General features: G+C 59.4%; 24 protein-coding genes. 10 read left to right on the forward strand and 14 right to left on the reverse strand.

What is annotated here, in order from left to right; genetic code table 11:
* Positions 1-21 precede the first annotated feature (21 nt).
* Complete coding sequence (locus tag FHX16_RS14600; protein ID WP_183751576.1) at positions 22-1,515, reverse strand: replicative DNA helicase; 1,494 nt, start codon at positions 1,513-1,515, stop codon at positions 22-24.
* A 341-nt stretch (positions 1,516-1,856) separates the two neighbouring features.
* Between FHX16_RS14600 and FHX16_RS14605 the strand changes: the two genes are divergently transcribed.
* Genes FHX16_RS14605 through FHX16_RS14615 form a run of 3 tightly spaced genes read left to right on the forward strand, consistent with a single transcriptional unit; the run spans position 1,857 to position 5,064 of the window.
* Positions 1,857-2,300: a MarR family winged helix-turn-helix transcriptional regulator gene (locus tag FHX16_RS14605; protein ID WP_016553428.1), complete on the forward strand. Its 444-nt coding sequence runs from the start codon at positions 1,857-1,859 to the stop codon at positions 2,298-2,300.
* Positions 2,301-2,310: 10 nt separating this feature from the next.
* Positions 2,311-3,984 carry an MFS transporter gene (locus tag FHX16_RS14610; RefSeq protein WP_183859410.1) on the forward strand — a complete coding sequence of 558 codons (1,674 nt, stop codon included), beginning with the start codon at positions 2,311-2,313 and terminating at the stop codon, positions 3,982-3,984.
* A gap of 15 nt (positions 3,985-3,999) precedes the next feature.
* Positions 4,000-5,064, forward strand: coding sequence for an HlyD family secretion protein (locus FHX16_RS14615; protein ID WP_183859408.1), 1,065 nt, complete (start codon positions 4,000-4,002; stop codon positions 5,062-5,064).
* 59 nt (positions 5,065-5,123) lie between these two features.
* Here FHX16_RS14615 and rplI read toward each other — a convergent pair whose 3' ends face one another.
* From rplI to FHX16_RS14645, 6 genes are all read right to left on the reverse strand, one after another.
* Complete coding sequence (gene rplI / locus FHX16_RS14620) at positions 5,124-5,699, reverse strand: 50S ribosomal protein L9 (RefSeq protein WP_016553431.1); 576 nt, start codon at positions 5,697-5,699, stop codon at positions 5,124-5,126.
* Between the two features lie 21 nt (positions 5,700-5,720).
* Complete coding sequence (locus tag FHX16_RS14625; protein WP_259129222.1) at positions 5,721-6,704, reverse strand: DUF2232 domain-containing protein; 984 nt, start codon at positions 6,702-6,704, stop codon at positions 5,721-5,723.
* A gap of 156 nt (positions 6,705-6,860) precedes the next feature.
* Positions 6,861-7,109, reverse strand: a complete 249-nt coding sequence (gene rpsR, locus FHX16_RS14630; protein WP_007531286.1) for a 30S ribosomal protein S18 — start codon at positions 7,107-7,109, stop codon at positions 6,861-6,863.
* Between the two features lie 12 nt (positions 7,110-7,121).
* Positions 7,122-7,580, reverse strand: a complete 459-nt coding sequence (rpsF, locus tag FHX16_RS14635) for a 30S ribosomal protein S6 (RefSeq protein ID WP_183751568.1) — start codon at positions 7,578-7,580, stop codon at positions 7,122-7,124.
* Between the two features lie 251 nt (positions 7,581-7,831).
* Positions 7,832-9,607: an adenylate/guanylate cyclase domain-containing protein gene (locus tag FHX16_RS14640; RefSeq protein ID WP_183751566.1), complete on the reverse strand. Its 1,776-nt coding sequence runs from the start codon at positions 9,605-9,607 to the stop codon at positions 7,832-7,834.
* A gap of 168 nt (positions 9,608-9,775) precedes the next feature.
* Positions 9,776-10,819 (reverse strand): aldo/keto reductase, encoded by a 1,044-nt coding sequence (locus FHX16_RS14645; RefSeq protein WP_183859404.1) that lies wholly within the window; start codon positions 10,817-10,819, stop codon positions 9,776-9,778.
* A 206-nt stretch (positions 10,820-11,025) separates the two neighbouring features.
* Here FHX16_RS14645 and fabD point away from each other — a divergent pair, with 206 nt between their 5' ends.
* The 7 genes from fabD (at position 11,026) to gmk (ending at position 17,544) form a co-directional block, all read left to right on the forward strand.
* Complete coding sequence (gene fabD / locus FHX16_RS14650; protein ID WP_183859402.1) at positions 11,026-11,970, forward strand: ACP S-malonyltransferase; 945 nt, start codon at positions 11,026-11,028, stop codon at positions 11,968-11,970.
* 29 nt (positions 11,971-11,999) lie between these two features.
* Positions 12,000-12,737: a 3-oxoacyl-[acyl-carrier-protein] reductase gene (gene fabG, locus FHX16_RS14655; protein WP_183751558.1), complete on the forward strand. Its 738-nt coding sequence runs from the start codon at positions 12,000-12,002 to the stop codon at positions 12,735-12,737.
* A 290-nt stretch (positions 12,738-13,027) separates the two neighbouring features.
* The gene (locus FHX16_RS14660; protein WP_003547058.1) at positions 13,028-13,264 is read left to right on the forward strand and encodes an acyl carrier protein; all 237 of its coding nucleotides are present in this window, start codon (positions 13,028-13,030) and stop codon (positions 13,262-13,264) included.
* A gap of 93 nt (positions 13,265-13,357) precedes the next feature.
* Positions 13,358-14,620 (forward strand): beta-ketoacyl-ACP synthase II, encoded by a 1,263-nt coding sequence (gene fabF, locus FHX16_RS14665; protein WP_183751556.1) that lies wholly within the window; start codon positions 13,358-13,360, stop codon positions 14,618-14,620.
* 111 nt (positions 14,621-14,731) lie between these two features.
* Positions 14,732-15,973, forward strand: coding sequence for an endolytic transglycosylase MltG (gene mltG, locus FHX16_RS14670; RefSeq protein ID WP_210296582.1), 1,242 nt, complete (start codon positions 14,732-14,734; stop codon positions 15,971-15,973).
* 14 nt (positions 15,974-15,987) lie between these two features.
* Complete coding sequence (locus tag FHX16_RS14675) at positions 15,988-16,875, forward strand: YicC/YloC family endoribonuclease (RefSeq protein WP_183859400.1); 888 nt, start codon at positions 15,988-15,990, stop codon at positions 16,873-16,875.
* Between the two features lie 3 nt (positions 16,876-16,878).
* Positions 16,879-17,544, forward strand: coding sequence for a guanylate kinase (gmk, locus tag FHX16_RS14680; RefSeq protein WP_016553441.1), 666 nt, complete (start codon positions 16,879-16,881; stop codon positions 17,542-17,544).
* Positions 17,545-17,645: 101 nt separating this feature from the next.
* Here the strand turns inward: gmk and rsmA are convergent, their stop codons facing one another.
* The 7 genes from rsmA to FHX16_RS14715 form a co-directional block, all read right to left on the reverse strand.
* Positions 17,646-18,473, reverse strand: a complete 828-nt coding sequence (gene rsmA / locus FHX16_RS14685; protein WP_183859398.1) for a 16S rRNA (adenine(1518)-N(6)/adenine(1519)-N(6))-dimethyltransferase RsmA — start codon at positions 18,471-18,473, stop codon at positions 17,646-17,648.
* On the reverse strand, positions 18,473-19,498 hold the full coding sequence (pdxA, locus tag FHX16_RS14690) for a 4-hydroxythreonine-4-phosphate dehydrogenase PdxA (protein WP_183859396.1): 1,026 nt from the start codon (positions 19,496-19,498) through the stop codon (positions 18,473-18,475). The genes rsmA and pdxA overlap by 1 nt, the downstream gene beginning before the upstream one ends.
* Before the next feature lie 5 nt (positions 19,499-19,503).
* Complete coding sequence (locus tag FHX16_RS14695; RefSeq protein WP_259129323.1) at positions 19,504-20,454, reverse strand: peptidylprolyl isomerase; 951 nt, start codon at positions 20,452-20,454, stop codon at positions 19,504-19,506.
* A gap of 185 nt (positions 20,455-20,639) precedes the next feature.
* Positions 20,640-22,997, reverse strand: coding sequence for an LPS-assembly protein LptD (locus tag FHX16_RS14700; RefSeq protein ID WP_183859392.1), 2,358 nt, complete (start codon positions 22,995-22,997; stop codon positions 20,640-20,642).
* Positions 22,997-24,085 (reverse strand): LPS export ABC transporter permease LptG, encoded by a 1,089-nt coding sequence (lptG, locus tag FHX16_RS14705; protein WP_016553446.1) that lies wholly within the window; start codon positions 24,083-24,085, stop codon positions 22,997-22,999. The genes FHX16_RS14700 and lptG overlap by 1 nt, the downstream gene beginning before the upstream one ends.
* The gene (gene lptF, locus FHX16_RS14710) at positions 24,082-25,251 is read right to left on the reverse strand and encodes an LPS export ABC transporter permease LptF (protein WP_183859390.1); all 1,170 of its coding nucleotides are present in this window, start codon (positions 25,249-25,251) and stop codon (positions 24,082-24,084) included. Before lptF ends, lptG begins: the two co-directional genes overlap by 4 nt.
* A 101-nt stretch (positions 25,252-25,352) precedes the next feature.
* Positions 25,353-26,090, reverse strand: a complete 738-nt coding sequence (locus FHX16_RS14715; protein ID WP_183860710.1) for a phosphatase PAP2 family protein — start codon at positions 26,088-26,090, stop codon at positions 25,353-25,355.
* Between the last annotated feature and the right edge of the window lie 135 nt (positions 26,091-26,225).

Raw genomic sequence — 26,225 nt, forward strand, 5'->3', positions numbered from 1 at the left:
GCCCTGACGGGAAAGACCTCGTCAGTGCTCTTCGTACTGGATGAAGGATGGGTCGGCGAGATCCGCAAAGCGCGTGAATTCCGACTGGAAAGCGAGCTTCACCGTGCCGGTCGGTCCGTGGCGCTGCTTGGCGATAATGACGTCGGCCGTGCCCTTCACCTTGTCGAAGAGGGCTTCCCATTCTGCATACTTCGGATCGTTGGGATCACGAGGCTCGAGGTTCTTGACGTAATATTCTTCACGGAACACGAAGAGCACGACGTCGGCGTCCTGCTCGATCGAGCCCGATTCACGAAGGTCGGAGAGCTGCGGACGCTTGTCGTCGCGGCTTTCCACCTGACGCGAGAGCTGGGAGAGCGCAATGATCGGAACGTTCAGTTCTTTGCCGAGCGCCTTCAGGCCGGTGGTGATCTGGGTGATTTCCTGGACGCGGTTGTCACCCTTGCCGGCGCCGGTCATCAGCTGGATGTAGTCCACGACCAGGCAATCGAGACCGCGCTGGCGCTTCAAGCGGCGGGCGCGGGCAGAAAGCTGGGCGATCGAGATACCACCGGTCTGGTCGATGTAGAGCGGTACCTTCTGCATCATCATCGAGCAGGCGACGAGCTTTTCGAAGTCGGCGTCGTTGATGTCACCGCGGCGGATCTTCGAGGAGGAGACCTCTGTCTGCTCCGAGATAATACGGGTGGCGAGCTGTTCCGACGACATTTCGAGCGAGTAGAAGCCGACGACGCCGCCCTGCTTCGCCTTCATGCTGCCGTCCGCCTGAACTTCGCCTTCATAAGCGGCGGCAATGTTGTAGGCGATGTTCGTGGCAAGCGAGGTCTTGCCCATGCCCGGACGTCCGGCAAGCACGATCAAGTCGGAGCGCTGCAGGCCGCCCATCTTGCCGTCAAGCGAGTGGATGCCGGTCGAGATGCCCGAAAGGCCGCCGTCACGTTCCTTGGCGACGGCCGCCATGTCGATCGCCAGCGCCACGGCGTCGTTGAACGACTGGAAACCGCCATCATAGCGGCCGTTTTCGGCGAGTTCGAACAGGCGACGCTCGGTGTCTTCGATCTGCGTCTGCGGTGGCATGTCGAGCGGCGCGTCGTAAGCGATATTGACGACGTCTTCGCCGATCGTGATCAGCGCACGGCGCAGCGCCAGATCATAGATAGCGCGCCCGTAGTCCTCGGCGTTGATGATCGTCACGGCTTCGCGGGCAAGGCGGGCGAGATACTCGGAGACCGTCATGTCGCCGACCTTTTCCTCGGCCTTGAGGAAGGTCTTGATGGTCACCGGATTGGCGATCTTGCCCATGCGGATGATGTCGCCCGCGACCTCGAAGATCTTGCGGTGCAGCGGCTCGTAGAGGTGGATCGGCTTCAGGAAGTCCGACACCCGGTAATAGGCATCGTTGTTCATCAGGATCGCGCCGAGGAGCGCCTGTTCGGCTTCGATATTGTTGGGCGCTTCCCGGTAGTGCTGCTCCGCTGGAGCAACGGCGGCAATCTTTCGAGCGACGTCGTTCATCTTGATCCGTTCTGTCTTCTTCAGCTTCGGGTTTGGCGTGCGCAACCGAGAAAATCAAGCGCGGATGCAAGAAGGTTTTCCCTGCCGCCATCGATACGGGGATAGTTTGCCCGTTGTTCGACTTCTCCACAGTCACACTTGCAGTCGGTGCAAAAATACCGAAAGTGTCACCTGCAGAGCACGGCCAGAAACGACTCACTTCCATGATGCCTTACATGATAGTGTAAGCCTGTCGGAGGAGACTTGCACCCAAGCATAGGCAGTCGGCTCTTGAAAAAGATCGGGAAATACGATAGTTAGTAAAGATATAATTAGTGCACTAACAAAATAGGGCTGAAAATATGGGGAATCCCGTTCTCGGGCGTGAGCTAATCGAAGATCTTGCAGCATTCAACCGCAAGCTCAGGGCTGTCTTCGACAAGATAGTGCGGGAACGCAATATGACGTTGCCGCGCGCCCGCGTCTTCTTCACGCTCAACAAGAAGGACGGCATCAACCAGCGTGAACTCGCCGAACGGTTGGAGCTCGAGACGCCGACGCTCGTCAGGATACTCGACGCCATGGAAGGCCAAGGGTTCGTCCAACGCCGTGTAGCCGGCTCCGATCGTCGCGCCAAGGAAATCTATATCACCGAGACTGGCAGGGTCGTGGCAGGCGAAATCGATGACATCGCCGTGAGAGTGCGTGCGCAGGTCATCGCCGGTATTCCCGAAGACGATCTGAAAACTACCTTGGAAGTGATACGGGCCATGCAAGCCAACCTGCAGGGTGTCCGCGGAATTTGAGGTCCTGCCGATGAGCCTCGCCCAAAGCGCCAATGACAATATGGCGCCCAGGTCCGCCGAAGAGACGGGAGCGCAAAAGCCGCCCCCGTCGCCTCCGGCTGCTGGAGCGGTGGCGATGCCCGCCTGGAAGGCTCCGCTTTATATGGTGGCGTCGGTCCTGCTCTTTCTGACGCAGGGCCTCGGCATGAATTTGCTCAACGTCAACATCTACCAGCTGCAAGGATCGTTTTCCGCAACAACAACCGAGGTCTCCTGGCTTTCGGCAGCCTATATGGCGCCTTACGCCAGCATGTCGATCGCGCTCTTCAAGATCCGCACGCAATACGGCCTTCGCCGTTTCGCCGAACTTGGCATCATCTGCTTCGTCGTTGCAGCGGTCCTGAATCTTCTCATTACCGACCTGCATTCCGCGATCGTCGTGCGCACCTTAAGCGGGATGGCTGCCGCACCGCTTTCGACGCTCGGCTTTCTCTACATGCTCGAACCCTTTCCGCAGGAGAAGAAGCTGTCGCTCGGGATTAGCCTGGCGCTGATGTGCACGCTGTTTGCATCCCCCGTCGCGCGCATCGTCTCGCCTTCGCTGCTTCAGTTCGGCGGTTACCAGGTGCTCTATACGTTCGAGATGGGGATGGCGCTTATCGTCTTTCCGATCATCTACCTGCTGCCGCTCACGGCGCCGCCTCGGGGTAACGTCATCCAGCCGCACGACATATTGAGCTATCTCCTGCTCGCGGTCGGCTTCGGTTGCCTCGCCGTCGTACTGACGCTCGGCCGCTTCTATTGGTGGTTCGAGGCACCGTGGATCGGCGTGCTGCTGGCGATCTCGGTGGGCTCCATCGCGCTCGTGCTCGCCATGGAGCTGCCTCGCGCCAGTCCGCTGATCGATTTCCGCTGGCTGTTCTCAGGCGCCAACATGCGGATGGCGGGGGTGCTGCTTCTCTTCCGTTTCGTTTCCTCCGAGCAATCCTCCTCCGCTGCCAGTTTCTATCAGCAGCTCGGGCTTCTGAACGATCAGACGGTGACGCTTTACACGATTATCCTTCTCGCCTCTTTGGTTGGCGGGCTCTTCTGTGCCTTTCTGATGACCACACGTTACGTCGAGACCGCCCATGTACTGGCTCTCCTTCTTATCGCCGCCGGCGCCTTTCTGGACAGCCGGTCGACGAGCCTGACAAGACCACCGGAGATGTATCTGAGCCAGGCGATGGTCGCGGCCGGCGCGGCAATGTTCCTACCGCCGGTGATGGCGAGTGGGTTCAAGGCCGCGATGTCGCGCGGCATGCCCTTTATCGTCAACTTCCTGGTAATCTTCGTGTTCACGCAGAGTATTGGCTCCCTGTTCGCGTCGGCGATGCTCGGAACCTTTGTGACCATCCGGGAGAAGTTCCATTCGAACGTGCTCGTCGAGCACATCCTGCTGCAGGAACCGATTGTGGCCCAGCGCGTCTCACAGCTCAGCGCCGCCTACGGCAAGGTGCTTGGCGACAAGATGCTGCTCAATGCCGAAGGCCTGGCGCTGCTCGCCCAGCAGGTTAGCCGCGAGGCATACATTCTCGCTTACAATGACGCTTTCCTCGTCATCGGCTACGCGTCGCTCGTTGGTCTGATCCTCATTCTTCTCCATCAGGCGTGGCGGCGGCTGCCCTGGGCAGCGCGCGCCGACGCAATTCCCGCTCAATCGTGATCTCAGGATCCCATCATGCTGAAATCCCTCCGGTCCCCTTCGACCATCATCGCAGTGCTTGCCGGCATCGCCGGCGTTCTCCTCGTTCTTTACGCCTGGCGTTTGCCACCTTTCGTGACGTCTATCGAGACGACGGATAACGCCTATGTGCGCGGCTACGTCACGATCATGAGCCCACAGGTGAGCGGTTATGTCGTCGAAGTGCCGGTGAAGGATTATCAGCAGGTTAAACAGGGAGACACGCTGGCGCAGATCGATGACCGCATCTACGTCCAGAAACTTGCCCAGGCGCGCGCCGCGCTCGACGGGCAGAAAGCGTCGCTGGAGAATTCTCGCCAGTCTGAGCTTGCGGCAAAAGCAAGCATCGCCTCCAGTCAGGCCCAGATCGACAGCGCAAACGCGTCGCTGACCCGCGCGCAGCAGGCCTGGGATCGCATAAACAATCTCAGCAACCGTGGCATCGCATCGCAGAGCGAGACGGAGGCAGCACAGGCGACGCTGGACCAGGCCAAGGCCGCGGTGAACCAGGCCGAGGCCGCTCTTGAGGTTTCCAAGCAGAACCTTGCGACGATCATCGTCAATCGCTCGCTGCTTGAGGCCAATGTGGCGAGCGCCGAAGCGGTTGTGCGTCTTGCGGAAATCGATCTGCAGAACACCAAGATCGTTGCGCCGCGCGACGGCCATCTCGGCGAAGTTGGCGTGCGCGTCGGGCAGTACGTGACGGCGGGAACGCAGCTCATGGCCGTGGTGCCGGAGGATGTCTGGGTCGTCGCGAATTTCAAGGAGACACAGGTCTACGGGATGCAGGTCGGGCAACCCGTTACCATCACGGTGGATGCACTCGGCAAGCAGCGGCTGAAGGGATACATCGAGCGCTTCTCGCCGGCGGCCGGATCCGAATTCGCGGTCATCAAGGCCGACAATGCGACAGGCAATTTCGTGAAGATTGCGCAGCGAGTCGGCGTTCGCATTGGCTTCGATCCCGATCAGCCGGCGATCAAGGACTTGGGGCCTGGGCTTTCGGTCGTCGTCGATGTCGACAAGAGCGCTGCTCCCCAACAGAACACGGCAGCCAAATAAGCAGAAAGCCCGGCGTGAGCCGGGCTTTCGTCCATTTCCGGAGATTGTATCTCGGAAAATTAAGCTTCGTCGCCTTCGAGGTCGGCTTCCGGATCGAAGAAGTCTTCCGGACGAAGAGCGTCTTCGTCAACGCCGTAGATCGCGTCAACCGAGTTAAGAGTTTCGCCCTTGGCCTGACGCTCAGCTTCGTCAGCCGAACGGGCGACGTTGAGCTCGATGTGGATTTCGACTTCAGCGTGGAGCTGCAGTTCAACCTTGTGCAGGCCGATCGACTTGATCGGCGTGTTCAGGTGAACCTGGTTGCGACCGATGTTGAAGCCTTCGGCAGCGAGGATCTCAACGACGTCGCGAGCAGCGACAGAGCCGTACATCTGGCCGGTTTCGCCAGCCGAGCGAACGACGATGAAGGACTTGCCGTCGAGAACGTCAGCGACCTTCTGTGCTTCCGACTTGCGCTCGAGGTTGCGAGCTTCGAGTGTTGCGCGCTCGGATTCGAAACGCTTCTTGTTGGCTTCGTTGGCGCGGAGAGCCTTGCCGAGCGGCAGCAGGTAGTTACGAGCGAAGCCGTCGCGAACCTTTACGGTTTCGCCCATCTGGCCGAGCTTGGAGATGCGTTCAAGAAGAATGACTTCCATGTTCGTGTTCCTTTCGTGTCTCTAGATTTTTGTATCTGTCTGTTTGGGGGCATCAGCATCCTTGTTCGGGGTCAGCGCGATCGCCTTGCGGGTATCGCTCAAGCCCAACACGAGGATGAAAAAGGCTGGCACCATCACGATCAGCGATGCCAGGTAGCAGAGGATCAGCGCCGGCAGGCGCCAATCCTTGCCGCGCGTGCGGAAGTGCAGCGCGGCGAATCCGGAAAGCAGGAAGCCGGCGCCGAAGGTGCCGACGACAGTTGCTCCGATCATCGCCGCCATGCCGCCGAAGAAGGTGGCGGCAAGGCCGACGAGAAAGACGAAGATCGAATTGCGGTTCATTCGCAGCGCCGAGGGGATATCCTCGCGCGGGCGCAGACCACGGCCGGATGCGCTGACGATCCGGGTTGCGATGTAATAGGCGGCAAACAGCATGACCACCCACATGCCGCCCTGAATAGCGGGCAGCATGAGCAGTACCAGCGCCTTGGTTTGCGCGGTCACGGCCGGATCGGGCGAGAACTCGGGCTGCTGCTGTGCAAGCGAGCCGAACAGCACGTCGACCAGCCGGTCGATCAGTTCAGGACCGTAACCGATCATCACGCCGACGACGATGACGGCGATCGTGACCAGGCCGCAGAGATGCAGCAGGATATCCGAAAGCGGATACCAGGCCATCAGATGCTCAGGGCCGCCAAGTTCGGACGCGGGACGGGCGAGATTTGCAAGGTGGCTGAGCCAGCCAGCCGGCAGCAGCGTGACCAGCGTCATCATCAGCGCGAAGGACGGCGAGATGGCGATCGCACCGACGACAGCGGCGGTGACGACGGCGGAGATCGCCGCCATGTTGCCCCAGCCGAGGCCGACGAGAAGAATGGGAAGGGCAGAGGCCGCATAGAGAACCGCACTGAAAGACGGCTGGAGGCTTGCGCCGAGCACTAGAAGTGCGGCGGTCAATCCGGCGAGTGCGCCGATGCCTAGCGTTTTTGTGTTCAGTTGCTTCACGGTCGCTGTCCTGCTTCATCAAGCAGTTAGAGGGCGTTTCCTGAATCGATTTCAGAAAGGCCTCAACATGGGTTTTAAGAGTTCCGATCCGCGCCCATCGCGAAAGGGAGAAGGGAAGGCATTGCTGCCTTCCCTCGATTTGGTCTCGTCAGCTGATTAAGCGACGACGTACGGCAGCAGGCCGAGGAAACGGGCGCGCTTGATCGCCTGGGCGAGTTCGCGCTGCTTCTTCTGCGAAACAGCCGTGATACGGGAAGGAACGATCTTGCCGCGCTCGGAAATGTAGCGCTGCAGGAGACGAACGTCCTTGTAGTCGATGCGCGGAGCGTTTGCGCCGGAGAACGGGCAAGTCTTGCGACGACGGTGGAACGGGCGACGAACCGGTGCGGAGGAAGATTCAGACATTCTCAGTTCTCCTTATGCACGGTCTTCGCGCGGAGCGCGATCGGGACGCGGGCCACGCTGGAAGTCGCCGTCACGACGCGGTGGACGATCGCCGAATTCGCGGCGCGGGCCACGGTCGCCGCCTTCACGCGGGCCGCGGTCGTCGCGGTCGCGCTTCTGCATCATGGCAGACGGGCCGTCTTCGTGCTTTTCAACAGCGATCGTCATGTAGCGCAGGACGTCTTCGCTGATGCGCATCTGACGTTCCATTTCCTGCACGGCAGCAGCCGGCGCGTCGATGTCGACGAGAACGTAGTGAGCCTTGCGGTTCTTCTTGATGCGGTAGGTGAGGGACTTGAGGCCCCAGTTTTCTACGCGCCCGACCTTGCCGCCGTTAGCTTCGAGGACACCCTTGTACTGTTCTACGAGGGCATCAACCTGCTGAGCGGAAATATCCTGTCGGGCAAGGAATACATGTTCATAAAGAGCCATGACAGCTTTGCCTTTCTTGCGTTTATTCAACCCGATATTCGGCGGCTAAGCCTCAACGACTGCTCCTGATTGGGCGAACCCAGGCAAGAAAAGCGTTCCGAGACGGTCGAGAGCGGAGACACGGGAGGCTGGAACGCTTCCGTTCCGAACGATTTCCCGTGGGAAACCGGCCCTCCGTTCAGCCACCAGCCAGAAGACCGGGTTTGCGAACAGGGCGGCTTATACGGATTTTTGGCGGAAACGCAAGAGCGTCAGCAATGTTCTCGCTGCGAGTTCAGCGAAGGCAGTCCCGCTTTGCGCAGCCCGTCGACGAAATGGTCGTAGTGACTGGGGTCGACGTAGGGCGTCAGGATCTTCCAGTAATGCTCGAGATCGGCAGGAACATTCGCCAGGATCTCGGGTATCAGCCGTCGAGCTTCCTCTTGGCGGTTGAGCTGCCCCAAGCTTGCGAGAAGCACGACGCGGTTGAAATAGGCGCGCCTGAGCGACAACCCACGTTCGGAATAGTGAATCGCTTCCTCGTAGTTGCCGAGGTGATAGTGAGACAGGGCAAGGCGATCGAGGATGAGATAGGCAAGGGGATCATGCGGGCTGAGCCGCAAGGCCATGTGGAGAGGATCGTAAGCTTCCGCGAAATTGCCCGTGAAGATTCTGGCCCATCCAAGACCCATATGCGCCAGGGCGAAATTGGGGTTGAGGTCGATCGCCTGCTGCGCCTCTTCTACTGCGGCAGGCGCATTGTGGGCGACGAAATGGCCAAGACACATTGCGTAGTGTGAATAGGGGTCGCGCGGATCGAGTGCGACCGCGCGCTCCGCTTCTGTCCGAAGTTCCGTGCTGTCCTTGTCGACATCCTCGCTGAAACCGTGGAAGCAGCGTGCGTAGAGGGATCGAGCGAGCATCATGTGGCCACGCGCGAATTCGGGATCGAGCTCGATGGCTCGCCGATGCCAGGCTATGGATTCGATGAAATGCTCGGCGGTATCCTGGGCATTGTGCAGCCAAGTGCCGCGCATATGGCTCTCGTAGGCGTCGAGATTGTCCGTCGTTCTGAGCAATGCCCGGCGGCTCTCGCCGATCAGGATTTCCGGCTCGATGGCGCCGACGACATTTTGAGTGAGTTCGTCCTGAATGGCGAAAATGTCGGCGATTTCGCGGTCGTAGCGCTGCGCCCAGAGGTGAACGCCGGTCTCCGCTTCGATCAGCTGCCCGGTGACGCGAACCCGCGTTCCCGACCGGCGTACGCTACCCTCGACGAGATAGCGGACTCCGAGATCGCGGCCAATCTGCTTCACGTCGACCGCGCGCCCCTTGTAGGCGAAGGACGAATTCTGGGCGATGACGAAAAACCAGCGGTAAAGCGAGAGCGCCGTGATGATGTCTTCGGTGAGGCCATCCGCGAAAAACTCCTGCTCGGGATCGTCCGACATGTTGACGAAGGGCAATACGGCGATCGAGGGCTTGTCAGGCAGCCTGAGTGGCCCGCCGAGCGCTCCCGCTTCCACAGGGTCTTCGCGACTCCAATGTACCCGGTGGACCGGCACCGGGCGCGGGATGTTCTTGAGAGTGCGGTCTCCCATCGGAATGAGTGGGAAGTCGAGTTTTCCCTCGATCTGCTGCCGCAGCGCGCCGGAAATACAGATGCCGGAAGGCAGCGCCACCTCTTGAAGACGCGCCGCGACATTCACGCCGTCGCCGAGCAGATTGTCTCCCGAGACGACGACATCGCCGAGATTGAGCCCAAGGCGAAACTCCATGCGCCGGTCAGGCGGCAGGTCTGCATTGCGGCGATTAAGGGCGCGTTGGATGGCGACGGCCGCGCGTACGCCCTGCACCGCGCTGTGGAATTCCGCCACCACGCTGTCTCCGGCGCTGCCGAAAATCCGTCCGCCGTGCTCCTGCACGAGGTCGCCTATCGTGGCGTTGTAGATGCCGAGTGTCGCAAGCGCATCCTCCTCGTTGGTTGCAACAAGGCGACTGTAGCCGGCGACATCGCCGGCAAGTATGACTGCGAGCTTCCGTTCCACGGAATAAGCCCCCGCGCTCGGCACAGAGCCCTACAAAACTAGCCGAATTGCACAAGTCGGAGAAGCGGAAATTGCCGTATCGGCAAAGTTGTCGAAACTTGTCGTTGTGATGTTTGCGGGAGACGATCTGGCCTTCCTTGGCCAGATCGTGGCTGTTTGTACCGCAGCCTAGATCGGCATCGGGTACTGGCGATGAACCGTCTCGATTTCAGCCAAGACGTCGTGCGACAGTTTGAGATTGACAGAGCTCAGGTCAGTATCGAGCTGGTTCATCGTCGTCGCGCCGATGATCACCGATGCCATGAAGCGGCGGTGTAGGCAGAAGGCGAGCGCCATCGCAGCCGGATCGAGCCCGTGACGTGTGGCGATGTCGAGATAGGCCTTCGTTGGTGCTTCCTGCAGAGGCTGCAGACGGCCGCCAAGATCGCCGTTGATCGAACCGCGCGAGCCTTCCGGCTTCGCGCCGTCGATATACTTGCCGCTGAGGATACCGCCGGCTAGCGGGGAGTAGGCGAGCAGACCGACATCCTCGTGATGAGACAGCTCCGCCAGATCCAGATCGTAATGACGATACAACAGATTATATTCGTTCTGGATTGTGGCAACGCGCGGCAGACCGAGCTGCTCGGCAAGCGTCAGGTACTTCTGGGTGCCCCACGTCGTTTCGTTGGAGAGGCCGAAGGCGCGAACCTTGCCCTCTTTCACAAGGGCGCCCATTGTTTCCAATGTCTCGGTGATATTGGCGATGGCCTTGGCGTGGTCCTGCTTGAAGGGGTCGTAGTGCCAAGCCTGACGGAAATGGAAATGCCCGCGGCTCGGCCAGTGAATCTGGTAGAGGTCGACATAGTCGGTCCTCAGGCGCTTCAGGCTTGCCTCGATCGCGAGGCGAATGTTTTTCGCGTCGGCACCGTCGCCGTTGCGGATATAGGAACGGCCGGGTCCGGCGACCTTCGTGGCGAGCACGATATCCTTGCGCTTGCCCGTCTTCTGGAACCAAGTGCCGATATAGTCTTCAGTCAGGCCCTGGGTCTCCGCGGAAACCGGCGTTGTCGGATAGAGCTCGGCCGTATCGAAGAAGTTGACGCCCTTCTCGACGGAATAGTCCATCTGCTCGTGTGCCTCGATCTCCGTGTTTTGGGTGCCCCATGTCATGGTGCCGAGGCAGATTTCGGACACGGAAATATCGGTGCGGCCAAGTTTCCTGTATTTCATCTGAAAGCCTTGAAAGTGATCTGGAAAAGAAATGGTCTGGAAGGGCGGCGCAAATCTAGACCGGAATTGCGCAAGCGCAAGGGGGATCGCGAAGGTTTCTCGCGCCCGCAAAAGCCTTGGAACGCGGGCCTCCGGCACTTGACTCTGCAGGAAAGAATGTCAATTGGAGGCGAAATAACCAGAGGTCCATTTACGAAGGACGTAGGATGACCATCGCTTTCACATTTCCGGGTCAGGGCAGCCAGACTGTCGGCATGGGCAAAGAACTCGCCGAAACCTTCGCTGAGGCACGCGCCGTCTTCCAAGAAGTCGACGAAGCGCTGGGCGAAAAGTTGTCGGAGACGATGTTCAACGGACCGGAAGACACGCTGACGCTGACGGCGAATGCGCAGCCGGCCCTGATGGCGGTCTCGATGGCGGTTGTCCGTGTCCTCGAAGCCAAGGGCGTCGACCTGAAGGCGAAGGTCTCCTATGTCGCCGGCCATTCGCTCGGCGAATACTCCGCGCTTTGCGCCGCAGGCACTTTCTCGCTTGCCGACACCGCACGCCTGCTTCGCATCCGCGGCAATGCCATGCAGGCCGCCGTTCCGGTTGGCGTTGGCGCCATGGCTGCCATCATCGGCCTTGAGCATGCTGACGTCGTAGCGGTCTGCGAGGAAGCCTCTGCCGTCGGCTCCTGCCAGATCGCCAACGATAATGGCGGCGGCCAGATCGTCATTTCGGGTGAGAAGGCGGCTGTCGAAAAGGGTGCCACGATCGCAACTGAGAAGGGCGCCAAGCGCGCGATCCTGCTCCCGGTCTCCGCTCCCTTCCATTCATCGCTGATGGCGCCTGCCGCCGAAGCGATGCGCGAAGCTCTGGCCGGCGTGAAGAAGTCCAGCCCGGTCGTGCCTCTTGTCGCAAACGTGCGAGCTGCGCCGGTGACCGACGCCGACGAGATTGCCAAGCTGTTGGTGGAGCAGGTGACGGGCCAGGTCCGCTGGCGCGAGACGGTCGAATGGTTTGCGGCCAATGGCGCAACAACACTTTATGAGCTCGGGTCCGGCAAGGTTTTGACCGGCCTTGCGCGCCGCATCGACAAGACGGTGAATGGCATCGCGGTCAACACGCCCGCCGATATCGACGCGGCGGTTGCCGCCCTGATGGCCTGATTGATTTAACGAATACAAGGAACACTTCCATGCTCGATCTTTCCGGCCGCAAGGCTCTGGTCACCGGCGCGTCCGGCGGTATCGGCGAAGAAATCGCCCGCATCCTCCACAAGCAGGGCGCGATTGTCGGCCTGCACGGCACCCGCGTCGAGAAGCTCGAGGCGCTGGCCAACGATCTCGGCGATCGCGTCAAGATCTTCCCGGCGAACCTTGCTGACCGCGATGAGGTCAAGGCGCTCGGCGTCAAGGCCGAAGCCGATCTCGAGGGCGTCGACATCCTCGTCAACAATGCCGGCATCACCAAGGACGGCCTGTTCGTCCGCATGAGCGACGAAGACTGGGATAACGTCATTGAGGTGAACCTCACCGCAATGTTCCGTCTCACGCGCGAGCTGACCCACCCGATGATGCGCCGCCGTTATGGCCGCATCATCAACATCACGTCGGTCGTCGGCGTCACCGGCAATCCCGGCCAGGCGAACTACTGCGCGTCCAAGGCGGGCATGATCGGCTTCACGAAGTCGCTTGCTCAGGAGATTGCAACCCGCAACGTCACGGTCAACTGCGTGGCACCGGGCTTCATCGAATCCGCCATGACCGGCAAGCTGAATGACAAGCAGAAGGAAGCGATCATGGGAGCGATCCCGATGAAGCGCATGGGCACGGGCGCTGAAGTCGCCTCCGCGGTCGCCTATCTCGCTTCGTCGGAAGCCTCTTATATGACAGGCCAGACGCTGCACGTAAACGGCGGCATGGCCATGATCTGAAACGGTAAACTGCCTTTCGAGGCGGTTTTCGCCGCAATAGCGTGTTGACCAACCCGGTGGGGTTGATTTTCTGGCTTTGCGGCAGACTTAAACCGTGTTAAGCGGGCCATGACTGTGAACAGTCTCCCGAGAAAGCAGACGGACCGGCGGGCTTTTGTGCAAGCCTGGGACATTTCTGGTAGCCGGGTTCAAAGAGTTTGCCGAGGGTAGCTTCAAGGGGCGCCGCAGGCTGAAACAGGGTAGGGATGTCACAAGGCATTCTGATCAGACATAAGGTCGAGGAAACCGACATGAGCGATATCGCAGAACGCGTAAAGAAAATTGTTATTGATCATCTTGGCGTGGATGCCGACAAGGTTGTCGAAAGCGCCAGCTTTATCGACGATCTGGGCGCTGACTCGCTCGATACTGTCGAACTGGTCATGGCGTTCGAAGAAGAATTCGGCGTTGAGATTCCGGACGATGCAGCTGACTCGATCCTGACGGTCGGCGATGCCGTGAAGTTTATCGAAAAGGCCCAGGCTTAATCCTGAGCATTTGAGAAAGGGCGGACCCGGAGTCCGCCCTTTTTATTTCTGGCATGGTTCTCCAAGAACAAAAAAGGCGGGGGAATGCAGTCGATGAGACGGGTCGTAATAACAGGTACCGGCATGGTATCGCCTTTGGGATGCGGAACGGAAGTGACGTGGTCCCGCTTGCTTGCGGGTCAGAACGGCGCCCGTCTGGTCACTGAGTTCGAAGTCGACGACCTTCCTGCGAAGATTGCTTGCCGCATTCCGGTTGGCGACGGTAGCGACGGCACTTTCAACGCCGACGACTGGATGGAGCCTAAGGAACAACGCAAGGTCGATCCCTTCATCATCTACGGCATGGCAGCGGCCGACATGGCGCTGAACGATGCGAACTGGCACCCCGAGAGCGATGAGGACCAGGTTGCGACCGGTGTCCTGATCGGCTCCGGCATCGGCGGCATCGAAGGGATTGTCGAAGCTGGCTATACGCTGCGCGACAAGGGCCCGCGCCGAATTTCGCCGTTCTTCATTCCCGGTCGCCTGATCAATCTCGTATCCGGCCAGGTATCGATCCGTCACAAGTTGCGCGGTCCGAACCACTCGGTGGTCACCGCATGTTCGACCGGCGCTCACGCGATCGGCGATGCCGCCCGTCTCATCGCGTTCGGCGATGCCGACGTGATGGTCGCCGGTGGCACGGAATCCCCGGTCAGCCGCATCTCACTGGCTGGTTTTGCCGCCTGCAAGGCGCTCTCGACGCAGCATAACGACGATCCGACCAAGGCGTCGCGTCCCTACGACAAGGATCGCGACGGCTTCGTCATGGGCGAGGGTGCCGGCATTGTCGTTCTCGAAGAATTGGAACACGCCAAGGCGCGCGGCGCCAAGATCTATGCCGAGGTGGTCGGTTACGGTCTCTCGGGTGATGCCTATCACATCACGGCCCCGTCCGAGAACGGCGAAGGTGCGCAACGCTGCATGACGATGGCGTTGAAGCGTGCCGGGTTGACGCCTGCCGATATCGACTACATCAACGCCCATGGCACATCGACGATGGCCGACACGATCGAGCTCGGTGCGGTCGAGCGGCTGGTTAGCAATGCAGCCTCCAAAATCTCGATGTCGTCGACGAAGTCTGCAACAGGTCACCTGCTCGGTGCCGCTGGCGCAATCGAGGCGATCTTCGCAACGCTTGCAATCCGAGACAATATTGCGCCTCCAACGCTCAACCTCGACAATCCGGAGCGCGAGACCGCGATCGACCTCGTCCCGCATACGGCGCGGCAGCGGGAAATCAACGTCGCCCTGTCGAATTCTTTCGGATTCGGCGGCACGAATGCCTCGTTGGTGCTTCGCCGCTACGTCGCCTGATCTCAGGTGTTGACGTCCTGGCAGTGGGGCTGCACCTTGCGCGGCGTGGCCCCACCTGCATTTTGCCGCATTGCTTAGCAAGAAGCGGGACTTGAGGCCAAGTTTAGAGGATTGCCGGTGAACGATACGAACCAGAACAACGGGACGATCGGCGAAGAGAGCCAGCAGACCCAGAGTGGGCCGATTATTCCCAAGTCGCCAAGCGAGGCGCTTCGGCCGGAACGCGTGCCCGAGCCGCCGAAGCGCTCGAAGAAAGCGCGCAGCCAGGTTATCATTTTCCTGAATTTCCTGATGACGCTTGTCGTTCTCGGTTGTGCAGCCGCCGTCTTCCTTTTCTACTACGCGATCTCGACGTACCAGAACCCTGGGCCGCTGGAGACGAACACAAATTTCATTGTGCGAAACGGCGCTGGCGTGGCCGAGATTGCCGCAAGTCTTGAGCGCAACAACATCGTGTCGGACGCCCGTATCTTCCGTTACCTCACTGCAACGCATCTGGATGATGGCGAGAGCCTCAAGGCGGGTGAATACGAGATCAAGGCACATGCTTCCATGAACGACATCATGGAATTGCTGAAATCCGGTAAGTCGATTCTGTACTCTGTCGCGTTCCCTGAGGGCCTTACCGTCCGCCAGATGTTCAATCGTCTGAACGAGGACGCCGTGTTGGAAGGCGACCTGCCGGCCGTGGTCCCTGCAGAGGGAAGCCTGCGTCCCGATACCTACAAGTTCTCCCGTGGAACGAAGCGGGCAGAGATCATCGAGCAGATGGCGGCGGCCCAGCAGAAGCTTGTCGATCAGGTTTGGGACAAGCGCGATCCGTCGCTGCAGCTCAAGTCAAAGGATGAACTGGTCGTCCTTGCTTCGATCGTCGAAAAGGAAACCGGTGTTCCCGACGAGCGCGCCCATGTTGCCTCCGTCTTCCTCAACAGGCTGGGCAAGGGGATGCGGCTGCAGTCCGATCCGACGATCATCTACGGGCTCTTTGGCGGCGATGGAAAGCCGGCGGATCGTCCGATCTATCAATCGGACCTCAAGAAGGAAACGCCCTACAACACCTATGTGATCAAGGGCCTTCCGCCGACGCCAATCGCCAATCCGGGCCGAGACGCGTTGGAGGCTGTCGCCAATCCGTGGAAGACGCAGGATCTCTACTTCGTTGCTGATGGTTCCGGCGGTCATGTTTTCGCGGCCACCCTTGAAGACCATAACGCCAACGTCAAGCGCTGGCGCCAACTGGAAGCTGCGAAGGGAGCAGACCCCAATATTGCGGTCGACGGACAGCCGGAGAGCCAGACGCAGCCGGAAACGCCTGCTGCGCCTGCTGCCCAAAAGAAAAAGAAGACCAACTGATTTTGGAGGCTCGCATGGCTTTGCAGTCCATGACCGGTTTTGCGCGGCGTGAGGGCACCAGCGGCCGCTGGCGTTGGGCCTGGGAACTGCGTTCGGTTAACGGCAAGGGTCTGGATCTGCGATTGCGCCTTCCACCCGGGCTGGAGCGCATGGAGAATGATGTCCGTCGTCTTGCCGCTGAGCACTTCAGCCGGGGCAACATGCAGGCGTCGCTGTCGGTGTCTGCCGGCGAAAGTCGCGTCGAGACGGTGCTGAACCAGGAAGCACTTTCGGCTGTGTTATCCTTGCGCGACCAGCTTGGTGGCATAATCGATCCCACGCCACTGCAGTTGGATACACTGCTGGGCATCAGAGGTATTGTCGAGTTTCGCGAGACCGAAGATGGCGACGAGGCCATCGCAGCCCGCGACAAAGACGTCGTCGAAGGGTTGCTTGCCGCTCTTGCCGAGTTGCGGCACATGCGTGAACTGGAAGGCGCCGCGTTGTCGCGCGTGCTTCTGGATCACGTTTCGACGATGGAAGCACTGACGCTGACGATCGAGCGTGACCCCTCCCGTTCTCCCAAGGAGATTGCCGAGCGGCTGGCGGCTCAGGTGTCTCTGCTCCTGGAGGCGTCGGCAAAGCTCGATCGCGAGAGGCTGCACGCCGAAGCGGCGCTGCTCGCCACGAGAGCCGATCTTCGTGAAGAGATCGATCGTCTGAAGGCACATGTGGTCGCTGCCCGAGACCTCCTCGGCAAAGGCGGCCCGGTCGGGCGTAAGCTCGATTTCCTTGCACAGGAATTTAACCGAGAATCGAATACCATCTGCTCCAAGTCGAATGCCGCGGCTGTCACGGCCGCCGGCATCGAGCTGAAAGTCGTCATCGACCAGTTCCGCGAGCAGGTCCAGAATCTGGAGTGAATTATGAACCCGGCCCAGTCGAGCACACCAACGAAGATCGCCCGGCGCGGGCTGATGCTTGTTCTGTCTTCGCCGTCCGGGGCAGGCAAGTCGACGATTGCCGGCAACCTCCTCCGGGACGACCATAGTCTCGAAATCTCTATCAGCGTTACTACGAGAGCCAAGCGACCGAGCGAAATCGCCGGTAAGCACTACCACTTTATCACTGTGCCCCAGTTCGAGAGGATGCGCGACGCGGGCGATCTGCTCGAGTGGGCGGAGGTGCACGGCAATTTCTACGGCACGCCGCGGGAGCCGGTGGAAGCCGCTATGGCTGAAGGCCGCGACATGCTCTTCGATATCGACTGGCAGGGCGCTTTGCAGCTTCAGGACAAGATGAAGGCCGATATCGTCTCGATCTTCGTGCTGCCTCCGACAATGACCGAACTGCAGTCGCGCCTGCATCGTCGCGCTGAAGATTCGGAAGAGGTTATTCGCACGCGCCTTCTAAATTCTCGCGCAGAGATCGAACGCTGGCGGGAATATGACTATGTCATCGTCAACGACGATCTTGACGAGGCGTTTCGCAACGTCAGCTGCATCGTCAATGCCGAACGCGTCCGCCGAGACCGGCGCCACGGTTTGTTCGATTTCGTCAACGGGCTGCTGACCGAAGAGCCGAAGCTCTAAGCCAGCAGGTCGATCCAGTGATGTTATGGGCTCAACGCGAGCCCGGTGTCGGCCGTTCCAATACCTTGCAGGCCTGGCCTACCGCTCCAAGCGGAGGCAGCTTAGAGACAATTCGCCAGTCGAACAAACTCGACGACCGAAAGCGTTTCGGCGCGTCGCTGCGGGTCGATGTCAGCGTTGTTCAACAAGGCCTCGCCTCCGAGAGGCTTCAGGCTTTGCCGCAGCATTTTGCGGCGCTGGCCGAAGGCAGCGTGCGTGATCCTCTCCAAGGCGGTGACAGAGCAAGGGATCGGGCTCTCGTTCGGCGTCAGGTGGACGACCGTCGACGTGACCTTTGGGGGAGGCGTGAAGGCCTGCGGTGGGACGTCAAACGCCATACGCGCATTCGTACGCCATCCGCAGAGTACACCCAGCCGTCCATAGTGGTCGCCGTCTTCCGTTGCCACGATGCGCTCGCCGACCTCCTTCTGGAACATCAGCGTCAGCGATTCCCAGAAGGGGGGCCATTGCTTCGGCAAGATCCAATTGACCAGCAACTGCGTCCCGACGTTATAGGGCAGGTTAGCAATGATCTTCACCGGGCCTTCAGGAGCCAAGGTCTCGAAATCAGTCTTCAAGGCGTCGCCTTCGATGACCTCGAGCCGTCCCGGATAGTGGTCCGCAATCTCGGCAAGAGCAGGCAGACAACGAGAATCGCGTTCGACGGCGATCACCTTCTTCGCGCCAAGTGCCAGTATGGCGCGCGTCAGGCCACCCGGACCGGGGCCAACTTCAAAGACGGTAACGCCTTCGAGCGAGCCAGCCGTTCGCGCGACCTTCTGGGTCAGATTTAGGTCGAGCAAGAAGTTCTGGCCGAGCGCCTTACGTGCATCGAGGCCATGACGTTGAATGACGTCGCGAAGGGGCGGAAGCCCATCCAAGGCAGCCATTAACGGCGCCCTTCTGCGGTGCGCCCAAGGTGGCCGGCCAGCTTCAGGGCCGCGACAAGGCTGCCTTCGCGAGCAAGCCCCTTACCGGCAATGCCGAACGCGGTCCCGTGATCGGGCGAGGTGCGCACAAAGGGCAATCCAAGCGTCACGTTAACGGAATCGTCGAAACCAAGCGCCTTTGCGGGTATCAGGGCCTGGTCGTGATACATGCAGATTGCGACGTCGTACCGCGCCCGAGCTTCGTCGTGGAACATGGTATCGGCGGGCAGGGGGCCGATCGCATTGATGCCTTCAGACCGCAGAAATTGGATGGCGGGCCTGATCACAGCCTCATCTTCCTTGCCGATCGTGCCGTCTTCACCAGCATGCGGATTGAGTCCGGCAATCGCGAGCCGGGGCTGCTCAATGCCGAAACGGTGTCGGAGATCGGCGTCAGCGATCCGGCAGGTCTCGATGATGAGTTCTGCCGTCAGAGACTGAGGCACGTCCTTGAGGGGGATGTGGATTGTCACAGGAATGGCGCGGAGCTTCGGACCGGCGAGCATCATCACCGGCATCACCGCCTGTCCCGTTGCTCGTGCGGAGAGATCCGCCAGAAATTCGGTGTGTCCGGGGAACGGGAAGCCGGACTCGTAGAGCACCGACTTCGCAATCGGATTGGTGACGACGCCAAGCGCCTCGCCCGATATCGTCAGCGCGACGGCAGTCTCGATCGCAGAAATCGTGGCCTTCGCTGTTGCGACGTGGGGCTTGCCTGCCGCGACCTCGACGCCTGCAGCTACGGGCAGCACGGGGAGGGCATCGGCAAAAATGGCATCGGCATTGGCACAATCGGTCTCGCGAATGGCAACCGTCACGCCAAGCAGCTTGGCGCGCAAGGCCAACACATCGGGATCGCCGATAAACACGAATGGAGGGAGCCCAAGCTCCCTGCGTCGCATCCAGGCCAATAATGTGATGTCTGGCCCGACACCGGCCGGGTCACCCTGGCTCAGCGCAAGGGGGCGCGAGAATGAGATCGACATCGTGCTCAGGGACGCATGATCTGCGCTTTTTTGCGCAGCTCGTCCATGTATTTCTTGGCGTTGGGGTTGTCCGGAGGGGCGTTCTTATCTGCCTTCGCCTTGTCGAGATCCTCCTGACGGAACACCATTTCCGCAGCCTGGTCGTCCGACACCTGGCGCTGGCTGCAGATTGCGATGTATTCGACGCCCCTGTCGGTCACGCGCGTCGCCGTCGTGTTGCCCTTGGCCTGTTCCACAAGCGGCTTCCATTCAGCCGGAAGTTCAGGGGCAAGAACGCGACCGAGGTCGCGGACCGATACGTCCCGCATCGTTGCTGCGAAGACCTTTGCCTGATCGCAACCTGGATATTTCGACCGGGATGCTTCGGCTTCGCTCTTGCGCTTGCCGACGATGCCTTTCTTGCTGGCGGGGACGACGAAGATCATCTGTTGCAGAATATACTCGGTGGTTTCCGGCTTCTGCTTATTCTCCATCATGCGGGCAACAAGGTCGGAGTTCGACATACGGTTGCTTGAGCCGTAACGGGCATTGACGAGACGCGGCCAGCTCATCTGTACCGCAATGAAGGCCTTAAAGTGGTCGACACCAACGCCGGCGCGATCGAGAATCTGCGTCATCTGATCAGTCGTCAGCTTATTGCCGGTGGCGAACCGCACGAACGATGCATTGACGTCATCTGTTGAAACCGACATGCGCACGCGCGAGATTTCCTGCTGCTTCAGCGTTTGCTCGATCAGCTGCTCTTCAGCCGCCTTGGCATCCGCCTTCTGATGCTGGAGCCGAAGGAAGGCCTGGCGCTTGGCGACATCACCGCTGGTAATTGCGGTGCCGTTGACAACCACACGGACTTCGCTTGCAGCAAAGGCAGAACCCGTCTGAGGCGTGGCAAAAGCCGCCAGGATCGCGAAAGCCGCGCCGGCAATCATCGTTGTTACGGTTTTTCTTGCGCCAATCATATCGACCCTTCCCATTGACGCCGCGCGTTCACGTTGCGGCGCACATACCTTCCCAAGACCAAACGGGTGGTGCCGCTCTAAACTGAAAATTCAGCATATGCCCTAGATCTCAACTGGCGACAATGTCCTGCATAGTCTTACGGCGAAAGAAAGGCCCTTTCTTTCGCCGTAAGCAGAACTGCCCATCAATTCTGGTAGATGCTCGTGCTGGTATCTACGGGACCGCCAAGGTTGATGTCGCCGAGCGTCCGGAAGGTCAACCTGGCACCGATGCTCCAGTCACTAGCGGTTTCCGCAGTGGTGTCACGCTTCTCGCTATAGGCGATCGTAAAGATCGTGCATTCGTCCTCGTAGGTCAGACCGAATGTCTTCCTAACGAGGCTATTGTCCTGAAGATCCCACGCGATGCCGCCAAATACCGACCAATAGTCCTTGAATTTAACAGAACCCTTCGCCTGGATTTCATCGTTGTCTTCGGCAAAGCCATACTCCGGCTGCGCCGAAACGTGCGTATAGATCAACTGGCTTTGGAAATCGTCGTTCTGGAAACCTGCTGTCAGGTCGCCGCGGCGGAAAGCCAGGCTCTTCTCGTCAAGCCGATAGGAGGCGGCGAGTGCGAGGCCCTGCGGCGTCTCGATGCCGCCAAGCCCGACGAAGTCGGAGACGTCGCTTTCCAGACCGGATTCTGCACCGACATTCACCAGGTCGGCAGTGTCGAAGGAGTTTTGACCGCCGAGTTGATAGGACTGGCCGAAAATCCCGTGAAGTTTGTAGCCGTTGTCAAACGTGCCGGTGTACTGGAAACCGACATTGGCGCGCGTGCCGCCTTCAATGCGGTCGTAACCAGAGAACTTGTCGCGCTCGAAAAGATTGGTCGCATCGAAAACGAAGCTCTGTGCGTCTTCGTTTGGAAGAGCACCGGCAAGCCGTTCGTCAGGTCGAGCATAGATCTGAACGATGGGTTCGAAGAGGTGCGTGCTGTTTGCTGTCGTCCCGAGGATCGGGTAGCGCATCTCCAGCCCGGCGGTAAACATCGAACGCGTCGCAGCGTTGCTGTCATCGTAGTTGCCATCATAGACAAACGTGCCAGAGGTCGGCGGTGCTGTCATGTTCAACGCCAAGGCGTCACCGCGCGCAGCGAGCAATGGGGTGATAAGGAAGCCTTCGGGCGTCACAAAAGTCCGCTTCCATTCGAGTTCCCCCGTCAGGCGCGACGTCTGCCCGTCGAGACCACGGAATCGGTCGAAGCCGGCGACACTGTAGAAGTCGTCGTGGGAACGCGACAGGTTCGTGAAGTTGACATCGGCGGAGAGTTCACCCCCGGCTAGCGGCTGCGGCGCTACGAAGTGATAGTCCATCACCGGATAGACGATCGCCTGCTGCTTCTCGGCGACATCGTTCGGATCGGCGTTCTGCACATCGAAATAGAACGACCGCAGATCGAAATAATTCCGCTTGCCGAGGCCCGTCAGGTAAACCTGGTTTGTCTTCGTCGAGTAATCCAGACCTTTAAGACTATAGGTACGGGCAAAGTTATTGTCGCTCTGCACCATAACGTCCCAACCGAACGCCCAGCGCGGGTTGATTTGGAAATCCCCCTTAGATGCAACTACGCCTCGGAAGTCTTTTTCGGCGTCACTGGTGCCCGGCGTGAAGGTCCCCGGGCTCGCCTGATCTATCCCGGCCATCCGCAAAATATGCGTGCCGTTTTCGTACCGCTGGCGATATTCCGCGTCCAGCAGGAAACCTTGGGTAGTGTAGCCCGTGCCAGTCACCGTAACATCGCTGCTCGGCGAGATGACATAATAATAGGGAACAGAAACGCCAAAGCCGAGATTTTGGGCCGTTACGTAGCTCGGGAAAAGGAAGCCGGATTTCCGCTTCACTGTATTGTCCGGAACTTCGATCCACGGAACGTAGGCCAGCGGTTGTCCGAGGAGCTCAAAGCGCGCCTTTTCGAGGCGAATCGTATGCTTGACGCCGTCCTGGATGACTCGTTCGGCCTTGACCTGCCAGAACGGAGGTTTTTCCGGTCTCTCGGCGCACGGCAAACAGGCTGTATAAACGCCCTTGTTCAGGATCATTTGCGTGCCGCCAACGCGCTCGCCGGTTTCGGCTACCAGGCGCGTATTGTCGGCGGTCTCAATTCTGAGCGCGTTTACGAAGCCGTTTCCGAAGTCGTCGGTGACGTCAAGTTTGTCGGCATACATTCGATTGCCGTCAGGGCCAACAAGTTCAACGTTTCCAAGCGCCATCAGGCGTCTGGTCTGCTGATTGTACTCGACGCGCTGCGACACCATCTTGTAGCCGGCGTAATTTATTTGCACGCCGCCAATGGCCGAAACGATCTGTGAGTCCTTGTTATAGACCAGCTCGTTTGCAGACAGAATCAGCTTCTGGTCGTCCGAAACGTTCGGCTTCATACCTTGCAGGGCATCCTGTGCGAAGGCAGCAGGAAAGCCGTTGGAATAGGTAGACAGAGCTGCGCCTACGAGCAGGGCAACCAACTGTTTACTAAAAGTCTTGCGGTCGCCTGCCGCCACTAGCCATCCTCCTGATGAAGCAGAATTGTTGCACCCAAAGCCAGGGCAACGGTGACCGGAATCCACGTCGCCACGAAAGGCGGGACAACCCCACTGCTTCCGAATGCTTTTACAAGCACGGTGACCACATAAAGCACGAAGCCTGAAAGGATTCCACCCAGAATCACTGACCTCGATTGGTTGAACCGGCTAAATTTTAGGGACACTGTTGCAGCAATGAGAGTCATGGCCACGAGCAACAGCGGTTGGGACAACAACGAATGAAATTGGGTCTCGAGTGCCTTGCTCGGAATCCCGAAGGATTTCGCAGCGTCAATTCGCCTCGAAAGGTCAAAAAATCCAACAGTTTCAGGGGCTGTGAGCCTCTGCTGGACAAAATCTTGTTTCAGATTGGTGCGGACTCGCACCTCATCCTTGCGCACGGCGACTTCGCCCGGGCGACGCTCCACAACATTCTTTAGAAGCCAGTAACCATCTTCCAATTTTGCCGAAGCGGCGTCCTGTCTCAGGATGATGTGATCGGACGAATCGAAATGCACGAATACTGCATCCATTAGCAGCGTGCCGTTCTCGAGAATCGTGTGCGCGCCTATGACGGCATCGTCGCCACCGCTGATCTGGCGAATCCACGGAACTTGCGGGGCGGTGTTCGAAGCCGAGCCTTCTCCGCGCCAGTTGCTTTCGACGATGGCGGCCTGGCGTTGCCCCCACGCAGCCAGCGGATTGAGAACGGTCATAACCAGAACGCCGAGCAAAAAGGCGCCAGCAAGGAAAGGCGACATGAACTGCCAAACCGAGACGCCAGCGGCGCGCGTCACGACCAGTTCGTATTTTCTATTGAGGGCAATCAGAACCGTCATGCCGACGAAGAGGGCAATGAAGGGAACAGTCTGCTGCAAAATGAGCGGCAGGCGCACGGCGGTCATCACCAGGCCACCGGTCACGGTATAGCCGGGAAGACCCGAGAGGCGACCCGCCGTCTCGCTGAAATCGACGAGGTAGACGATGCCGATCACGCCAAGGAAGAACCACATTGTCGTCAGCAGGTAGCGGCGGAAAAAGTAGCGACCGAGCGTTCCGAAGATCATGCGCTGCCTCCCGCTGACGGATCGGCTGAACGCTTGAACAGCTTCTGCCAGAGCGCGGCGATCCGGTCGCTGACCGTAGACACAATCGATAGACGTTTGTGAAGCGACAGAGACGCGATCGCGAGCACGCTGGCGATCACAGGAATCGAATAGAGCACACCGATATACTCAGGATCCGTGTCGATCTGATTGGCGGCATAAAACGAGGCCCAGCGAATTGCGAATGCGAACACGAGTGCAGACACCATCGGATGCAGCCGGGCTTCACGGTGGGAACGCGCATCGCCGGCAATCGCGAGCGAAATCAGTGCAAAGACCATCGGCAGAACCCAATCCGTCAGGCGCCGATGCAATTCGGCTCGGTAACTGCCTGGTTTGGCGATGTAGTCCTTATCGTTCGGATCTGGATTGAACAGGAACGGCAGCTCGCGGTCGGAGGCGCGAAGCGTCGCCTGGCCACGGTTCTGTGTGAGGTCGGAAAGGTCGAAGGAGTAGGAATCGAAACGAATGACGGAGACTTCACCAGTCTGCGTTTTGCGGTGAACCTCGCCGTCATGCATGATGAGCGACGTACCCTTCTCGTCAACGGCGCCCTCGCGTGCATAGTAGATGAGCTCGAAAGCAGGATCGCGTTCATCGACGACGAACAGCCCCTTGAGCACACGTCCGGCCAATCGCTCCGATATCTGCACGTAAAGACCCGTATCGATGCGGCGGAAGTTCTTTTCTTCGATCACCGTGGAAAGCAGATCTGCGTAGGCGGCGGCCACCATCTGGCGAACGCCGGTCTTGGCCTTCGGCTCGACAACGTTGTCTACGAAAAAAGAAAAGGCGCTGATGATCGCTGCAAGAATCAGAATCGGTCGCAGGATGATTCCGCGCTTGGCGCCTGCCGCATCGATAACGGTCAGTTCCGAATCATTGTTCATGGTCGTCAGTGTCTGCGTGACGCCGATGACAATTGCGAAGGGTAGCACGATCGGAATAATCGAAGGGAGGATCAGTGTCGCCAGCTTGGCAAACGATCCCATCGACTGGCCGCTATCAGTCACCAGATTGACGCGCTGCAGGACCTGAGTCGTCCAAATGATCGCGAGCACCGGCAACAGGGCAACGAGAAACATCTGGCCAACGCGCCGGAGTATATATGTTTCAAGCAGTTTCATTCATGCCCTTGAACGCCATTTGCGAACCGATGCCGCTGCGCAGCGAAATCCATCTACGCTCTTTGGTTCGCTTTTGCGACAAGGCAGCGTCGAAAATTCATTCAAATTTCAGATTTTTTTTTGCCCTGTGGCGAATCGGTGAGTGCAAGAAAACCTGCAAATATAACGACGGACGACAGCCATCCGAGGACTACGTCCGAGAGATAATGCGCGCCGAAAGCAACGCGCATCGCAGGCGCCAGGAAAGAGATGGCGGCGAGCGGCAGGGCAAGCGCGGTACGCGCCGGCTGCGGGAGCAGGAAAATGAGACAGAAGACCCAACCCGCGCCAGCGGCTTCGCCTGAGATGAACGAGCAGTTCGCCATGCACTTTCCAGCCATCGAACCCGCCTGTACGAAGTCGAGGTGGCCGCCGAAGTCCACTGTCTGGTAGGGCCGTGGCCGTCCCCAGTATGCCTTGAGGACGAAGTTTACCAAAATCACTGGACCGATGATCAGGGAGGCGAGCGCCACCTTGAAGGCACGGGCGCGTACGGCATTGAAGGTGGCTCCATAGTGCCAATAACACGCCGCAAGCTTCCAAAGCATGATCAAAGCGATGGCATACGGGAGCCGGAGGAAGAGAGTTCGCAGGAGCGCGAGATAGGTCTCTTGCCGGTAGGGGAAATGGCCACAGAATTTCCCGATGGCAGCGTTGGCGCAGCTTTCCTGAACAAAAAAGTGCGCAGCGGCGTAGATATCGATCTCGGGAAAGGCATTGAACAGGGCGAGGAGGCCCCACCAGAGACAGAAGAGGCCGGCAAATGTACGGGAGGGCGCGGCGCGATCCGATGCAGCGATACGCCAAGGGGGGCGTCCCCCAAATAGTCCAAATGCCGTAAGCAATCTTGCGTTTCCTGTAGACTCAATACGACGGGAGGAATATGCGGCGAAGATGACATCCGGTTAACGAGGTCAGGGTTGGTCAACAGCCAT

The organism is Rhizobium sp. BK661 (genome assembly GCF_024808825.1).
Taxonomy (GTDB): domain Bacteria; phylum Pseudomonadota; class Alphaproteobacteria; order Rhizobiales; family Rhizobiaceae; genus Rhizobium.

Excerpts from the sequence above, each read along its gene's own strand:
- gmk (WP_016553441.1), top strand. The coding sequence starts at position 16,879 with ATGAACCCGGCCCAGTCGAGCACACCAACGAAGATCGCCCGGCGCGGG.
- pdxA (WP_183859396.1), bottom strand. The coding sequence starts at position 19,498 with ATGTCGATCTCATTCTCGCGCCCCCTTGCGCTGAGCCAGGGTGACCCG.
- lptG (WP_016553446.1), bottom strand. The coding sequence starts at position 24,085 with ATGATCTTCGGAACGCTCGGTCGCTACTTTTTCCGCCGCTACCTGCTG.
- FHX16_RS14605 (WP_016553428.1), top strand. The coding sequence starts at position 1,857 with ATGGGGAATCCCGTTCTCGGGCGTGAGCTAATCGAAGATCTTGCAGCA.
- FHX16_RS14675 (WP_183859400.1), top strand. The coding sequence starts at position 15,988 with ATGGCTTTGCAGTCCATGACCGGTTTTGCGCGGCGTGAGGGCACCAGC.
- fabG (WP_183751558.1), top strand. The coding sequence starts at position 12,000 with ATGCTCGATCTTTCCGGCCGCAAGGCTCTGGTCACCGGCGCGTCCGGC.
- FHX16_RS14645 (WP_183859404.1), bottom strand. The coding sequence starts at position 10,819 with ATGAAATACAGGAAACTTGGCCGCACCGATATTTCCGTGTCCGAAATC.
- FHX16_RS14660 (WP_003547058.1), top strand. The coding sequence starts at position 13,028 with ATGAGCGATATCGCAGAACGCGTAAAGAAAATTGTTATTGATCATCTT.
- lptF (WP_183859390.1), bottom strand. The coding sequence starts at position 25,251 with ATGAAACTGCTTGAAACATATATACTCCGGCGCGTTGGCCAGATGTTT.
- FHX16_RS14610 (WP_183859410.1), top strand. The coding sequence starts at position 2,311 with ATGAGCCTCGCCCAAAGCGCCAATGACAATATGGCGCCCAGGTCCGCC.
- FHX16_RS14615 (WP_183859408.1), top strand. The coding sequence starts at position 4,000 with ATGCTGAAATCCCTCCGGTCCCCTTCGACCATCATCGCAGTGCTTGCC.
- rsmA (WP_183859398.1), bottom strand. The coding sequence starts at position 18,473 with ATGGCTGCCTTGGATGGGCTTCCGCCCCTTCGCGACGTCATTCAACGT.
- fabD (WP_183859402.1), top strand. The coding sequence starts at position 11,026 with ATGACCATCGCTTTCACATTTCCGGGTCAGGGCAGCCAGACTGTCGGC.
- FHX16_RS14695 (WP_259129323.1), bottom strand. The coding sequence starts at position 20,454 with ATGATTGGCGCAAGAAAAACCGTAACAACGATGATTGCCGGCGCGGCT.
- rplI (WP_016553431.1), bottom strand. The coding sequence starts at position 5,699 with ATGGAAGTCATTCTTCTTGAACGCATCTCCAAGCTCGGCCAGATGGGC.
- rpsR (WP_007531286.1), bottom strand. The coding sequence starts at position 7,109 with ATGTCTGAATCTTCCTCCGCACCGGTTCGTCGCCCGTTCCACCGTCGT.
- fabF (WP_183751556.1), top strand. The coding sequence starts at position 13,358 with ATGAGACGGGTCGTAATAACAGGTACCGGCATGGTATCGCCTTTGGGA.
- rpsF (WP_183751568.1), bottom strand. The coding sequence starts at position 7,580 with ATGGCTCTTTATGAACATGTATTCCTTGCCCGACAGGATATTTCCGCT.
- FHX16_RS14600 (WP_183751576.1), bottom strand. The coding sequence starts at position 1,515 with ATGAACGACGTCGCTCGAAAGATTGCCGCCGTTGCTCCAGCGGAGCAG.